At 60.9% G+C, this 15,150-nt stretch carries 9 protein-coding genes; 4 read left to right on the top strand and 5 right to left on the bottom strand.

The genetic code is table 11. The annotated features are described in order from the left end of the window. The first annotated feature begins 4 nt into the window (after positions 1 to 4). The 4 genes from glgD (at position 5) to GDJ93_RS05355 (ending at position 7,505) form a co-directional block, all read left to right on the top strand. A complete protein-coding gene (gene glgD / locus GDJ93_RS05340) occupies positions 5 to 1,132 on the top strand; it encodes a glucose-1-phosphate adenylyltransferase subunit GlgD (RefSeq protein ID WP_152068020.1) in 1,128 nt (375 codons plus the stop codon). Between the two features lie 90 nt (positions 1,133 to 1,222). Then, complete coding sequence (glgA, locus tag GDJ93_RS05345; RefSeq protein WP_193221459.1) at positions 1,223 to 3,454, top strand: glycogen synthase GlgA; 2,232 nt, start codon at positions 1,223 to 1,225, stop codon at positions 3,452 to 3,454. Positions 3,455 to 3,883: 429 nt separating this feature from the next. Then, positions 3,884 to 7,180: a 4-alpha-glucanotransferase gene (locus GDJ93_RS05350; RefSeq protein ID WP_152068021.1), complete on the top strand. Its 3,297-nt coding sequence runs from the start codon at positions 3,884 to 3,886 to the stop codon at positions 7,178 to 7,180. 88 nt (positions 7,181 to 7,268) lie between these two features. Continuing rightward, on the top strand, positions 7,269 to 7,505 hold the full coding sequence (locus GDJ93_RS05355) for an FmdB family zinc ribbon protein (protein ID WP_022094966.1): 237 nt from the start codon (positions 7,269 to 7,271) through the stop codon (positions 7,503 to 7,505). A 141-nt stretch (positions 7,506 to 7,646) separates the two neighbouring features. On the opposite strand, the gene GDJ93_RS05360 is transcribed toward GDJ93_RS05355, so the two are convergent. The 5 genes from GDJ93_RS05360 to gltX form a co-directional block, all read right to left on the bottom strand. Continuing rightward, entirely contained in the window at positions 7,647 to 9,047 is a 1,401-nt protein-coding gene (locus GDJ93_RS05360; RefSeq protein WP_152068022.1) for an RsmB/NOP family class I SAM-dependent RNA methyltransferase, read from the bottom strand. Next, complete coding sequence (gene fmt / locus GDJ93_RS05365; protein WP_152068023.1) at positions 9,044 to 9,964, bottom strand: methionyl-tRNA formyltransferase; 921 nt, start codon at positions 9,962 to 9,964, stop codon at positions 9,044 to 9,046. The genes GDJ93_RS05360 and fmt overlap by 4 nt, the downstream gene beginning before the upstream one ends. A 330-nt stretch (positions 9,965 to 10,294) precedes the next feature. Further along, on the bottom strand, positions 10,295 to 10,831 hold the full coding sequence (gene def, locus GDJ93_RS05370; protein WP_055250379.1) for a peptide deformylase: 537 nt from the start codon (positions 10,829 to 10,831) through the stop codon (positions 10,295 to 10,297). Between the two features lie 18 nt (positions 10,832 to 10,849). Further along, the gene (gene priA / locus GDJ93_RS05375; protein WP_370739713.1) at positions 10,850 to 13,303 is read right to left on the bottom strand and encodes a replication restart helicase PriA; all 2,454 of its coding nucleotides are present in this window, start codon (positions 13,301 to 13,303) and stop codon (positions 10,850 to 10,852) included. 88 nt (positions 13,304 to 13,391) lie between these two features. Further along, positions 13,392 to 14,867 carry a glutamate--tRNA ligase gene (gltX, locus tag GDJ93_RS05380; RefSeq protein WP_152068025.1) on the bottom strand — a complete coding sequence of 492 codons (1,476 nt, stop codon included), beginning with the start codon at positions 14,865 to 14,867 and terminating at the stop codon, positions 13,392 to 13,394. Between the last annotated feature and the right edge of the window lie 283 nt (positions 14,868 to 15,150).

Raw genomic sequence — 15,150 nt, forward strand, 5'->3', positions numbered from 1 at the left:
TCCGATGATCAATCGCAAGGCCATCGGTTATATCACCGCTAACTACTCTTCGACCTACGGCAGCGTGCTGCTCAAGGACCGCCCCATCGCGTCCGTTCCGTTTTTGGGCCGCTACCGCCTGATCGACTTTCCGCTGTCCAACATGATGAATGCCGGCATCAAGACCGTCGGCGTCGTCATGCCGGGTAACTACCGCTCGCTGATCGACCACGTGGGCTCGGGCAAGGACTGGGGCCTGGACCGCAAGAAGGGCGGCCTGTTCATGGTGCCCGGCAACGCCTATGGCACCACCAAGGGCGGTATGCGCTTCCTGCTGCGCGACATCATCTCCAACAAGACGCTGTTCCAACGCTCGGACAAGCCCTACGTTGTGATGATGGGCACCAACATCATCTTTAACATGGACCTCAACACCATCATCGAGGCGCACGAGAACTCCGGCGCCCAGATGACCGTGGTGTACTGCAAGGCCACGCGCAACGTCGATGACGAGACCAAGTTGCAGATCAACGAGAACGGCCGCCTGACGGGCGTGAGCGCCGGCGTCGTGTACGGCGACAACGCGTCTATGGACTGCTGCATCGTCAACCGCGAGACACTGCTCGAGATCATCGACCACTACCAGGCCGCTGACTATCTGGACCTGCTCGAGGCACTCCAGGGCGACTTTGGCAACATCGACGTTTGCAGCTACGAATACAAGGGCGAGGTCGTGGGCGTGTTTAGCGAGAAGTCGCTGTATCGCCGCAGCATGGACCTGCTCGACCAGACCGTGGCCGACCAGCTCTTTGACCCCGAGCGCCCGATCCTGACCAAGGCTCACGACGTGCCGCCTTCGCGCTATGCGACCGGTAGCCACGCGTGCAACTCGATCATCTCGGCCGGCTGCATCATCAAGGGCACCGTGCGCAACTCGATCCTGTCGCGCGGCGTCGTGGTCGAGGAAGGCGCTTCGGTGACCAACTCGATCATCAACCAGAGTTGCATCATCAAGAGTGGCGCCCGCGTTGAGAACGCCATCCTGGACAAGAACAACGTGGTTCCCACCAACACCGAGCTTCGCGGCACGCCCGAGAACATCCTGGTGCTGGGCAAGGCTCCGTTAACTTCCGATAACACCATCGTACGTTAACGTTGGCACTGCAACATCGCTCGTAACATGTAGAATAGCCGCCCGGTTAGCGCCAGGCGGCTATTCTCGAATTGCAACATGGGAGACAATATGGCTGATTCCAGCAAAAAGATGCAGATCGTGTTTGCCTCGGCCGAGTGCGCACCGTTTGTGAAGACCGGTGGCCTGGGCGACGTGGCAGGCTCGCTGCCTGCGGCGCTTGTGCGCGCCGGCGCCGAAGTCATCGTGATGGTGCCCAAGTACGCCACCATCAAGGACGAGTACAAGGCGCAGATGGAGCACTTCTCCGATTTTTACGTGAGCCTAGGCTGGCGCAATGAGTACTGCGGTCTCGAGAAGCTCGAGCACGACGGCGTCACCTATATGTTCATAGACAACGAGCGCTACTTTGCGCGCGACTATCCGTACGGCTTCTTTGACGACGGCGAGCGTTTTGCGTTCTTTTCCAAGGCTATCACCGAGAGCCTGCAGCACCTGCCGGCCGGCTTTGAGTGCGACATCCTGCACTGCAACGACTGGCAGACGGCGCTGGCGCCCGTGTTTTTGCGCGAATTCTATCAGGGCCTGCCGCTGTATGACCGCGTTAAGACCGTGTTCTCGATCCACAACGTGGCGTTCCAGGGCCAGTTTAGCGACACCGTGATGGAGGACATCCTGGGTGTGGCGCACATTCCGGCAGCCGCCTCGCAGCTGCGTTGCGACGCTTGCAGCATCAACTACATGCTGGGCGCCCTGCGCTATGCCGACGCCATCACCACGGTGAGCCCCACCTATGCCAACGAGATCCAGACGCCCGAATTTGGCGAGGGCCTGGACGGCGTTCTGCGCGAACGTTCGTACGCGCTGCAGGGCATTTTGAACGGCATTGACGTGGCGGGCTTTGACCCGGCGACCGACAAGCGCATTGCCGCCAACTACACGGTTGAGGACCGTTCCGGCAAGGCTGTGTGCAAGGCCAAGCTGCAGGAAGAGCTGGGGCTCGAGGTTCGCGACGACCGTCCGCTTATGGTCATGGTCACGCGTCTGACGCGCCAGAAGGGCTTGGACCTGGTCATGTACGCGCTCGACCGCATCCTGGCCGGCGGCGTGCAGGTGGCGGTGCTGGGCACCGGCGACCGCGACTACGAGGACGGACTGCGTTACTTCCAGGACAAGTACCCCGGCACCATGGCCGCACGCATCGAGTTCGATCCTGCGCTGTCGCAGCGTATGTATGCCGCCGCCGATATGTTCCTGATGCCTTCGAAGTTTGAGCCCTGCGGCCTGTCGCAGATTATCGCCATGCGCTACGGCACCCTGCCGATTGTTCGCGAGACCGGTGGTCTGAAGGACACTGTGATCCCGTACAACGAGTTTACCGGCGAGGGCACGGGCTTCTCGTTTAGCAACTTTAACGGCGACGAGATGGGCGACGCGGTATTCCGTGCGGCGCGCCTGTTCTGGGATAACCGCGACGCCTGGAACCAGCTGGTCACGCAGGCCATGAGCCAGGACTTTAGCTGGACGCGCTCGGCCGATAAATATCTGGACCTGTACTTCTTTATGCATCCGGAGATTGAGAGGCCGGCGGCTGTTGTCGACGAGCCTGAGGCTGTTGCTGAGCCGGTGGCCGCTGAGCCGGAGCCCAAAGCCAAGGCCGAGGAGAAGCCGGTTGAGGCTGAGCCCGCAAAGGCCGAGCCTGAGGTGAATGCTGAGACTGCTCCTGCGGCAAAGGCAGAGGTCAAGCCTGCCGCGAAGCCTGCCGCCAAGAAGACCACAACCCGCAAGACGACCGCCAAGAAGGCTACGACGACCAAGGCTACCGCGACTAAAACGACGGCTACCAAGGGAACGACCACGCGCAAGCGCACGACCGCCGCTGCCAAGACGGACGCCGAGGCCGAGGCTGCTCCCGAGGTAATGGCTGAGGTCGCTGAGACCAAGCCGGCCGCTAAGGCAGCTACGACCAAGGCAGCCGCAAAGCCGGCCGTCAACGTCGAGGAGACGCCCGCCGAGTCCAAGGCCGAGGCAACCGTCGAGGCCAAGCCGGCCGCCAAGACCACCACGCGCAAGCGCACCCCGACGACGACCAAAAAGACCACGACCAAGGCCGCAGTTACCAAGGCAGAGGCTAAGTCCGCTGCTGCCAAAGTGGAGCCCAAGGCTGAGGTAAAGGCCAAGCCGGCGCCGAAGACCGCTGAGGTCAAGGCCGCCCCGAAGGCAGAGACTAAGCCCGAGCCTGCCAAGGAGACCCCGGTCTCCCCCGCTGTTCCGGCCGAGGAAAAGACTCCGACCAAGAAGACCTCCGTCCGTAAGGCAACGGCCACCCGCAAGCGCCACTAGTCAGGACGATTAAAACTTAATCTAACGCAAAAGAGGGCGCCCCTACCAGGCGCCCTCTTCTTGGTTGAACTTCTGTATTAAAAAGAGGGCCAGTTTACTACGACAAAATGGCTCCAGCCGACCACGGCGGGTAATCTACGAAATTGGCAACGCCTCTACCTGCGGTTTTAATATCACCAAAATGACCGTGGTTGAGATCATCCAATTCATCGTAGTAAACCGAAGTACTTTTGGTTGGCTACAAATAGTATCGGTATAGACGTTTTTAAATATCGCGATAATTTGGGTGGTAAAACGATTTTCTAGGACAACCGTTCGCCGATGGTAAACGGATGTTGTTTATACAGCCTGTGTACAACAGATATACTTACATCCTGTGCGTAAAGCCCATGGCCAGCTGGCCATGATTCTATTGAACTGGACCGTACTATGAGATTGATACACAACAGCCGTCTGCCGCAGTTTCGCACTCCGTTTGGCGCTGTGACCACAGGAACTACCCTTTCGCTCTCCGTGATTCTAGAGGATGCCGATCCCGCGCAGGCAACGCTTACGCTGCGCACCTGGGTCGATGAGATCGGTGAGTCTCTGTATCCCATGACGCACGAAGGTGACGGCATATTTAGCGTAGAGCTTGAGTGCACCGAGCCCTGTCTTATCTGGTACAGCTTTATCTGCAATATCGAAGGCCAGCCCGAGGTCCGCTTGGGCGCACCGCAGGGACGCACCGGCGGCGAGGGTGTAACCTACGACTACGCCGAGGTGCCGTCATTCCAGGTCACCGTCTACAAGCACCGCGAAGTTCGACCCGAGTGGTACGAGCGCGGAATGGTCTACCAGATCTTCCCCGATCGCTATGCCCGCGACGAGCACTGGCGCGAGCGCACGCTGGCCGAGGTCGAAAAACCGCGCAACGGAATCCAGCGCCGGATGGTCGAGGACTGGAACGAGCCGCCCGTTTACGAGCGCGCCGAGGACGGCTCCATCAAGACCTGGGACTTCTACGGCGGATCGCTCAAGGGTATCCAGGAAGACCTGCCTCGCATCGCCGAGCTGGGCTTTACAGCCATCTACCTCAACCCCATTTTTGAAGCCGCGAGCAACCACCGCTACGACACAGCCGATTACACCAAGATCGATCCGATTCTGGGCACTGAGCAGGACTTTACTGAGCTGTGCGAGGCGGCCGAGAAGCTGGGCATTTCCATCATTCTGGACGGTGTGTTCAACCACACGGGCGACGATTCGATCTACTTCAACCGCTACGGCAACTACCCCGGCGTGGGCGCGTGGCAGAGCGAGGATTCGCCGTGGCGCGATGCGTTTTATTTCCACGAGGACGGCTCATACGACTGCTGGTGGGGCGTGGGCAATATGCCCGCCATTAATGAGAGCTCCGAACTGGTACGCGAGCGGCTCCTGGGCAAGGACGGCGTCATTCGAAAATGGCTGCGCGCCGGCGCTCACGGCTGGCGCCTGGATGTGGCCGACGAGCTTTCCGACGATTTCCTAGCCGAGATCAAAAAGGCCGTGCTCGCCGAGAAGCCCGATGCACTGCTGCTCGGCGAGGTCTGGGAAGACGCCTCCAACAAGATCAGCTACGGCCATCTGCGTCGCTATCTGCAAGGCTCCGAGCTCGACTCGGCCATGGATTACCCCTTCCGCGACATGGTCATCGGCTTTTTGATGGGCTACAAGAACGCCTACCAGGCAGCCGAGGATATCGAGACCCTACGCGAGAACTATCCGCGTGAGGCCCTGTCTTGCGCACTTAATCTGCTTTCGAGCCACGACCGTCCGCGCATTATCTCGGTGCTCGGCGGCGGCCCCGACGAGTCACAGCTACCCGAGTGCGAGCGCAGCAAGTGGCGCCTGGACGAGAACTCGATGGGCCTGGCCAAGAGCCGCTTTTGGCTTGCAACGCTCATGCAAATGACGTTCCCGGGCGTTCCCTCAATCTATTACGGTGACGAGTATGGCTTGGAGGGTCTCACCGATCCGGGCAATCGTCGCACCATGCCGACCAAGGAAAACCTGCACGACTTCGATACGTTCGCAATCGTCAAGAACGCATCTGCCGTGCGCCGCGCACTGCCGTTTATGGTTGACGGCGAGATCAAGGCCTTCGCGCTCAACGACGAGGTACTGGCCTATACGCGCACCGGTAAAGACGGTGAGGCCGCGACGGTTATCATCAACCGCAGCCTGCGCAATTCACACCGAGTGACGATCCCGGCGCTCGGCGAATGTGCGAGCGACGTGATTAGCGGCCACGAGTGCGAGATCCACAACGGTACCGTCACGCTCGATCTGTATCCGCTGGGGTCGTCCATCATCTATCACCATGCCGAGCAGCGCCTGCAGGAGCCGCTCGATCACGGTGCGGGTGTTGTGTGCCATATCACATCGGTGCCGACCGACGACGGCAAGCCCGGTACGATCGGCGCACCCACGCGTCGCTTTATCGACCATCTGGCCGCCATGGGTATGCGCTACTGGCAGGTTCTCCCCGTCAACCCCACGGACTTCTTCCGCTCCCCTTACGCCGGTCCTTCGGCCTTTGCAGGCAATATCGACCTGCTACCCGAGAGCCACGAGGAGCTGGCAGCCGACTTTGAGACCTGGAAGGCCCGCGGAGGCGAGGATGCCGATCCGCTGTACACCGCCTTTAAACATCGCAATGCCGATTGGCTCGAGAAATACTGCGTCTATATGGCCGTCAAAAAGAACTTTGAGGGCGAGTCGCGCCACGATTGGCCGGCAGATGTCGCGCGCTACAACGAGCATCTGATTGACGACAAGCGTTTCCACGACGAGGCAGAGCTGCAGGCTTACATGCAGTACCGCTTTGACCTGGCTTGGTGCGAGCTCATGAACTATGCGCACAAGAAAGGCATCGAGGTCATCGGCGATATTCCTATGTACGTGTCCGACGATTCGGCAGACGCGTGGAGCGAACCTGAGAACTTCTGGCTGTCCGATACCGGCAAAGCAATCGAAATTTCTGGCGCGCCGCCCGACAACTTTGCGCCCGAAGGCCAGGTGTGGGGCAACCCGACGTTCCGCTGGGACCACATGAAGCAGAACGGCTATAGCTGGTGGATGGATCGCCTGCGTCGCGCGTTTTCGCTCTACGACCGCGTGCGCCTGGATCACTTCCTGGGCTTCCACAGCTACTTTAGTATCCCCGCGGGCAAGGCTTGCGCCGACGGCCGCTGGCTGGCGGGCCCGGGCAAGGACCTGTTCCAGACTGCCTACGATGAGCTGGGTCCGCTCAACTTTATCGCCGAGGACTTGGGCTATTTGACGCCCGGTGTTCGCGCCATGGCTTCGACCTGCGGTTTCCCCGGCATGGACGTGCTGGAGTTTAGCGATTACGACGTCCGTTGCGGCGTGCACCCCACGCCAGGAAAGATCCTGTACACCTCAACGCACGATACGTCGACGCTGGCCGGTTGGTGCACGCGTTCCTTTGCGGGCGGCGACGAGCCGAGCGGTGTTGAGGTGGCGGCCAAGCTGATGAGCGACGCGCTGGCAAGCGACGCTCCCCTAGTGATGATGCCACTACAGGATATCCTGAGGCTTGGCGACGACGCGCGCATGAACGTTCCGGGCGTTGCCACGGGCAACTGGACTTGGCAGGCTGACGAGGCCGACGTTGCGGCCGCCGAGGGCAAAACCGCACAGCTCCTGCGCAACAACCATAGATTCTGGGGCGAAGCGTGATAAAACCCCCGATATAGGGTACAGTTACAGACGTTTGAATTTTTGCGGGCAGAGTAATCTGCCCGCTTTGTGCTGAAAAGGAAGTATTATGGCGCGCTACGATTACAAGTGCTCGAGCTGCGGCAACGTGTTTGAGGTTGAGCATCCCATGTCCGAGACTCCCGAGGTCGTGTGCCCCAGCTGCGGTGCCCCGGCGGCCAAGACGTTCTCGGCCAGCGGCATTAAATTTGAGGGTAGCGGTTTCTACAACACCGACCAGCGAAGCGGTGGCGCCAGCACCAGCGCCACCAGCGGCTGCTGCGCCAACTGCCCGCATAACCACTAGGAACCAAACAGCCCCGCGACCGACACCGATCGCGGGGCTGCTTCTTTAGCTACCCAAGTTTCCTAATGAGTTGCGGTGAAATAAGGACTGTTTGGCGGGCAGAAGCCGCTATTCAATCCCTATTTCACCGCAACTTAGTCGTTACTTGCGGACCAGCCTGGCGCAGAAGTGGCCGTCGTAGGAGTCGGCGTTTACCGGCACGCTTTGGAAGAGGCCTCGTTCGTTCTGGCGTACGGATACGAGCTTCTTAGCCTGATCGAACTCCGGGAGTTGCAAAATCTGCGCCTCGGAGAGCAGTGCCACGCTAAAGCAGGCACCCTCGGGAGAGGCTAGGAAGGCATCCACGACCTGCGTGTTCTCTTCATCAAAAACCGAGCAGGTGGCATAGATGAGCTCTCCGCCGGCGGCCACGCGCGCAGAAGCCTCCTTAAGCATCGTCAGCTGAAGCTTGGGTAACTCGGCCGTCACATCATTCTCGGTTAGGCGCCACGGGATCTCGGGATGACGACGCATGGTTCCGGTGCCAGAGCACGGCGCATCGATAAACACGGTATCGAACTTGACCCGCTCACCGCGCATAGCATCAAACGATGTGAGCACCTCATCAAGCTCGCAGGCATCACCCGAAACCGTACGAACGCCCTGAATACCCGCCTTGTGAAGGCGCGCGAGATTCAGGTCACACTTGCGGTCGTGCAAATCGAGAGCAGTGTGCTGGCGGTCGTAGCCGGCACGCTTGGCCTGGCACATCATCACATAGGTCTTGGTGCCACGACCGGCACCAATCTCAAGGCAGCTTCCGGGGCGCGTGGCTGCCGTGGCGATGAGCTGGGCGTTGAGATCAGATGCCACCGCGGCAGCACGCTCAAACACACCCGAAGCAACGGTAACCTGGGCATCAACCGGGGCATGGCAGCCCGGGAACACAGGTGCCACAAGCTGGGAGATAAACGGATCGAGCTTGGTCGCAAAGGCGTTCTCATGCAGGGCCAGCGGCGCGGGGGCCAGATTGCCGGCAAAGTTAAGCGCACCCTCAGGCGTGTCGAACGATGCCATAATGCGAGCGCACAGCCAACGCGGTAGACCCATCAGGCGCGACAGACGAACCAAGCGTCGCTCAGACTCATCCACATCGGACGCAGTAGCAAAGTCCTCAACGTTGTCCGCGACCTTATGCAGCACAGCGTTCGCCAGACCGGTGGCAGACTTAGCTCCGCTGCGCACCAGCTCAACACCCTGACTTACGGCAACGCGGCCAGGCGTATGCAGATAGAGCATCTCGAAGGCCGAGATACGAAGCGCCATGCGAACACGCGGCGCAACCTTTTTGGGCTTATCGAGAAACCGATCGAGCAGCTCGTCCAAAATACCCTGCGTGGCGGCCACACCAAGCGCTAAGCGGGCGGCAAAAGCGGAATCGCGCTGGTCAATAGCCTTGGCCGAAGCACGGGAAGACAGCACGTCGCGCGCGTACATGCCGCGGCGATCGGCCTCCATCAACACATCGAGCGCAAGCTTGCGCGCGGGAGACAACTTGCTCATGACAAAACACCCCAGATAAGATCGGCGCCCTGCAGGCCAGCAGCCCAAGCAGAAGCGGCCATAGCACGCTTACCATCGGGCTTAACCTCGAGCAACTCAACCGAGCCATCGGAAAGACCCAGGTAAACACGCTTGTTCTTAACGTCAACAGCGCCCTCGCCAAGCGAGACATCGGCCGGTGCAGCATCGAGCACGCGCACGGTCTTGCCGGCAATCACGCATCGGGCAGGCGCGGTATCGGACGAGGCCAGCACATGGCGCACGCAATCAAGCGCAGCCATCTGCGGATCCAGACGCATCTCCAGCTTGGAAATCTTGGCAGCATGGGTAACGAGCGACTCATCCTGCTCAGTCCAAACAGCCGAGCCATCGGCAAGCGAGGGAAGCGTATCGGCAAGCAGTTTGCCGCCAAGCTCACCAAGCTCCATGGTCAGCGCCTCAGCATGCTTACCGGCAACCGACGTGGAAGCCTGAGCACAATAAGCACCAGTATCCACGCCATGCCCAATGCGCATAATGGAAACGCCAGCAACCTCATCACCAGCAAGAATGGCACGCTGAATAGGAGCAGCCCCACGCCAACGAGGCAGCAAGGACGCATGAACATTCACAATACCAAGCGGCGCCATATGCAGCACGTCATCAGGCAAAATGCAACCATAAGCAGCCACACAGAAAATGTCAGCCTGAGCAGCTTGGAGTGCCTCAACAACCTCAGGCGTCATACGATTTGCCTCAACAACCGGCAACCCCAGTTCAAGCGCCTTAGCCTTAACAGGAGACGGCTCAAGCTTCTTACCACGCCCACGAACAGCATCAGGACGAGTAACAACAAGCGCAATCTCATTCCCAGCCGCAACAAGCGAAGTCAGCGAAGGCACAGCAAAATCAGGCGTACCCATAAACACAATACGCATAGAGAACGTCTCCCCTCAACCAAAGCCGAGACGGCTACAAAGAGCAGCGGAAAGCCAAGTACCCAGCCCATCCGCAATAACAATTCAACAAGAACAAATATACCCAAAACCAAAGAAAGAGCCGCCATAAAAGCAGCTCCCTCTCAACAAAGACTATCAGCGAAGACGCCCCTCCCTGGCCCGACGGCACCCGGGCGAAACGAAGAGCGACAACGTAGTCCCTGGGATGGGGCCCACACATATCGTCCCGCACGCAGTTTCGCAGCGCAGCGAGAATGTTTGAGCACGGGATGATATGTGTGGGCCCCATCCCAGGGACGGACAATTAACCTATTCCGTCTCGCCCGGTCGAGCGCCGCGGGCCAGGGCGTCCTGGTACTCCTTGACTGCCTTGATGCGCTGCATCGGCTTCAGTCGCTCGAACATGGTGTTACCGTGCAGGTGATCGATCTCGTGCTGCAGGCACACGCAGAACAGATCGCCCGTGGCCTCATAGCGAATAAGGTTGGCATCCAAGTCATACGCCTCGACGACGACATGGTCGGGACGCTCGATCTCGCAGCTAATGCCGGGGATGGACAGGCAGCCCTCGCTAAACGGCACCAGATGGTCGCTCTGCTCCACGATCACGGGATTGATGAGCACGTAGGGGTCATAGTCGTTCTTGTCGCTGTAGTCGCAGTCGATGGTGACGAGCTGAATAAGCTCGCCGATCTGCGGGGCAGCCAGGCCGCAACCGCCGTTATCGAACATCATCTTCTTCATCTTCTCGGCAAGCGCCTCGATCGCCGGAGTGATCTCCTCGATGACGGCGCACTCCTGGCGCAGACGAGGGTCGGGCGATAGTACGATTCCGTTGGCTTCCATGGCCATCCTTTCGGGTTGTTACATCAAATCATAGGCGTCGACGTCAACGCTCACGCTCACGCCGCGCACAGAGCCCACCTCTTTGAGGCAGGCGTCGATATCATCAGAGACATGGTACCCTACCGGCGACTTTACAAGCAGATGGAAGCGGTAACGGTCCTTGGCTCTCTCGATTACACATGAAGCCGGGCCCAGCACCTGAGGCACGGCGCTCCCCGCCCGCAAAAAGTCGGGCGCGGCGGCATGCCAGCGGCGCTTGAGGAGCTTCGCGATGCGGCCGATGTAGTCCTGCGCGTCGTCTCGGTTCGCCGACCATACCAAGATGTTGACCAGGCGAACAAACGGCGGGTACAGCGCGTCGCGGCGCTGGTCCAGGTCGTAGTCGGTAAAAATCGAGCGGTCGTGCTCGGCGACGGCGCGGATGACCGGGTCCTCGGGCAGGTAGGTCTGGATGATAACCTCACCGGGGCGATCGCCGCGGCCGGCGCGGCCCGCAACCTGCTCCAGCAGATCGTAGGCGCGCTCCCCTGCGCGAAAGTCGGGCAGCTTGAGGGCGAAGTCGGCATTGACCACGCCTACGAGCGTGACCTCGGGAAAATCGAGACCCTTTGCGATCATTTGCGTGCCCAGCAACACGGCACAATCCGCCGCATCGAACTGCTCGAGCAGCTTTTTGTGCGCATCCTTGCCGCGCGTGGAATCGGCATCCATGCGAATAATGGCGACATCCTCGGGAAGCATCTGATGCAGTGCGTCCTCGATCTGCTGCGTTCCCAGACCCATTTTTGCCAGGTAGCGACTGCCACATTTGGGGCATCGGCTCGTGGGCGCGGGATACGGCTGCACGCGCCAAGACGAACCGCAGGTGTGACATTGCAGCGTGTGCGTGCGCTCGTGATATGTAAGCGCGGTGGAGCAGTGATTGCAGGTGGGGACGCATCCGCACTCGCGGCACATCAAGAACGGCGCAAAGCCACGGCGGTTGTGCAACAGCACGGCCTTCTCGCGGCGCTCGACCACACGCTCCAAGCCCTCCATCAAGGGTTTTGAGAACATGCAGCGGCTGCCATGCGAGAACTCGCGGCGCAGGTCGGCAATGCGGACAGTCGGCAGCACGGCGTGTCCCGGGCGCTCGGGCATCTCGACGCGCGTCCAGGTAGCACCGTTATACATGCCACGGCGGCAGCGGTCGAGAGCCTCGGCCGAGGGCGTGGCGGAGCCCAACACAAGCGGGCAGCGGTAACGCCGCGCCATCTCTGCCGCCACCTCGCGCGCGTGGTAGCGCGGACTGGAACCCTGCTTGTAACTGGTCTCATGCTCCTCGTCGATGATGATGAGGCCCAAGTCGCTGAGCGGGCAAAAGAGCGCCGAGCGGGCGCCCACGACCACGCGGGCCGCACCGCTGGCGACCATATCCCACTGGTCCAGGCGCTCGCCAGCCGAAAGGCGGGAATGGAACACGGCGACCGTCTCGCCAAAGCGCGAGCGGAAGCGGCCGACGGTCTGGGCCGTCAGCGAGATTTCAGGCACAAGCACGCACGCCGAGCGACCGGCCGCGAGCACGCGCTCGATGGCGGAGAGATAAACCTCGGTTTTGCCGGAGCCGGTGACGCCGTCGACCAGCACCACGTCGCCATGAGCGTCCAGACGGGCGCGCTCAATCTGCGCGAGCGCCTGCTGCTGACCGTTGGTGAGTGCGACCGGTGCCTTGCCGCTTGCCGAGGAGAGCGTGGTCTGTTCATTGCAGCCACGCCACGCACGGCGCTCCTCCACCACCACGACGCCGCGTTTTTCGAGCGCCTTGATGGTAGCCGACATGCTGTTATAGAGCAGGTTGAGGTCACGCGTCGTGACCGGGCCGCACCGCAGTGCCTCGATGAGCTGGCGCTGGCGGACCGCGGTCTTGGGCGGCGTATAGTCAAAGCCCTCGGGCGTGAGCATGACCCAGCGGTTTTGGATAGGCTTGACGGCGGGACGTTCAACCGTCCACACGCCGTCGTCGCCCTTGACCACGCGCGGGCTTCCACCCGGGGGCAAAAACAGGCGCTGGCACTCGGAAAGCGTCGCGACATACTCGCGGCTCATCCAGCGCGCGATACGGGCAGCCTCGGCGGTAAAGAGCGGTTTGCTGAGGATGGCTTCGACGGCTTTAATGCGCGCGGGGTCGAGCGCGCTGTTGCCCTGCAGATCGCCCAGCTCGGGCGCAATGTCGACGATGTAGCCTGCGGCAGCACGGTTGCCAAAATGGACCAGGACCGTGGATCCGATCTGCGCGTCGCTAGCAAGGGGTTGAGGAATGCCATAGGCAAACGGCTCGGACAGCGCACGCGTCGGGATGTCGAGAACCACGCTCGCATAGGCGGCGATGGGCTCAGGTGCAGGCTTAGGCTGAGCCGAGGCAGCGGCAGACACTGGCTTCACCGGAACCTCCTCCGGTTCCGACGAACCAAACAGCGACAGTTGCTCGGCCACGGCTCCAGCACCTCCTATCCCATACGTCTACAGAAACAAGAGCCCCGCTCGGGTGAACGGGGCTCGGATACATGCGTTTACACGGCTGCTACAGCGCCATCGTGCGGGCGCGGTCGATGCGCGCCAGGCAGTCGTCGCGGCCGACGAGCGCCATGGTCTCGCCCAGTGGAGGGCTCACCATGTTGCCGCAGACGGCGACGCGCACGGCCTGGAACACCACGCGCTTCTTAAGGTCCATCTGCTTGGGCAGCGGCTCAAGCGCGGCGTCGATGTTCGCGGCGGTCCACTCGGTGACACCCTCGAGCGCGGCCTTGGCGGCGTCCAGGATGGCACCCATGCCTTCCTTGGCTAGGCCTTTGTTAACGGACTTCTCGTCATACTCGAGCGTCTCGGCCGTGGCAAAGATGGGAGCGGCGACGGTCACGGCGTCGGCCGGCATCTTAGTGCGCGGCTTGACGATAGCGGCAAGCGCGTCGATCCAGTCCTCGCCGTACTCGACGTTGCCCTCGATGAGGCCCGCCTCGTGCAGCTCGGGGACCATGATCTCGTCGGCAAACTGGGCGTCGGACATGCCGTTGATGTACTCGGCATTGACCCAGTCGAGCTTCTTGGGGTCGAAGGTCGCCGGGTTCTTGGAGATGCGGTCGAGCGAAAACTTTCTGGCCAGGACATCACGCGGAATGATCGTGGTCTCGCCGTCGAGCGACCAGCCGAGCAACGCCAGGTAGTTGACGAAGGCGTCGGACAGGTAGCCGGCGTCGCGGTACTCCTCCACCGAGGTGGCGCCGTGGCGCTTGGAGAGCTTCTTGCCGTCGGCGCCCAGGATCATGGAGATGTGGGCGAACGTAGGCACGGGAGCGCCGAGGGCCTCGTACACCATGACCTGACGCGGGGTGTTGGACAGGTGGTCGTCGCCACGGATGACATGGGTGATCTTCATCATGGCGTCGTCGACGACGGTCGCAAAGTTATACGTGGGCGTGCCGTCAGAGCGGAAGATGACAAAGTCGTCGAGCTCCTTGGCATCGAAGGTCACCTCGCCGTGGACGGCATCGTGGATAACGACGTCGCCGCGGTCCTCGGGCACCTTGATGCGAAGGACGTAGGACTCGCCGGCCTCGATGCGACGGCGGGCCTCCTCGGGATCAAGATTGCGGCAACGGCGCTGATAGCCCTGGAAGGGGTCCTTGCGCTCCTGCGCGGCCTTGCGGTCGGCGTCGAGCTGCTCCTTGGTGCAGAAGCAGGGATAGGCCTTGCCCTCGTCCCAAAGCTTCTGGGCGGCCTGCTTGTACAGGTCCAGGCGCTCGGTCTGGGCGTAGGGGCCAAAATCGCCGCCCACCTCGGGACCCTCGTCCCAGTCCAGGCCCAGCCAACGCATGGCGCGCAGGATGATCTGCGTGTTCTCGTCGGTAGAGCGGGTGGGGTCGGTGTCGTCGATGCGCAGGATGAACGTGCCGCCGTTTGCACGGGCGAAAGCCCAGTTATAGATAGCGGTGCGGGCGCCGCCGATGTGCAGCTTGCCCGTCGGTGAGGGTGCAAAGCGGACGCGAACGTCTGATGCCATGGAAATCTCCTCGATTGCAGGATGGATGTCTAACCGCATCAGTATAAAGCATCAAAGCAACCTCCGCACAAAGGGCACCGACCTACTCATTGGGGACAGACTTAAATGACCAGTCTTTGGGCAACCTGTCGGCACTTGGGCAAGGCTGATCATTTAAGTCTGTCCCCAATGAGTAATTTAAGTCTGTCCCCAATGAGTAGGTGCGGAAAGGGTGTGAATGTTTGATTTACGCGCTATGATGTGCCCTTGCATAGAGAGCCCGGCGGAATGGTAACGGTCGCTG

Source organism: Collinsella aerofaciens (genome assembly GCF_902501475.1).
Lineage (GTDB): Bacteria > Actinomycetota > Coriobacteriia > Coriobacteriales > Coriobacteriaceae > Collinsella > Collinsella aerofaciens_AL.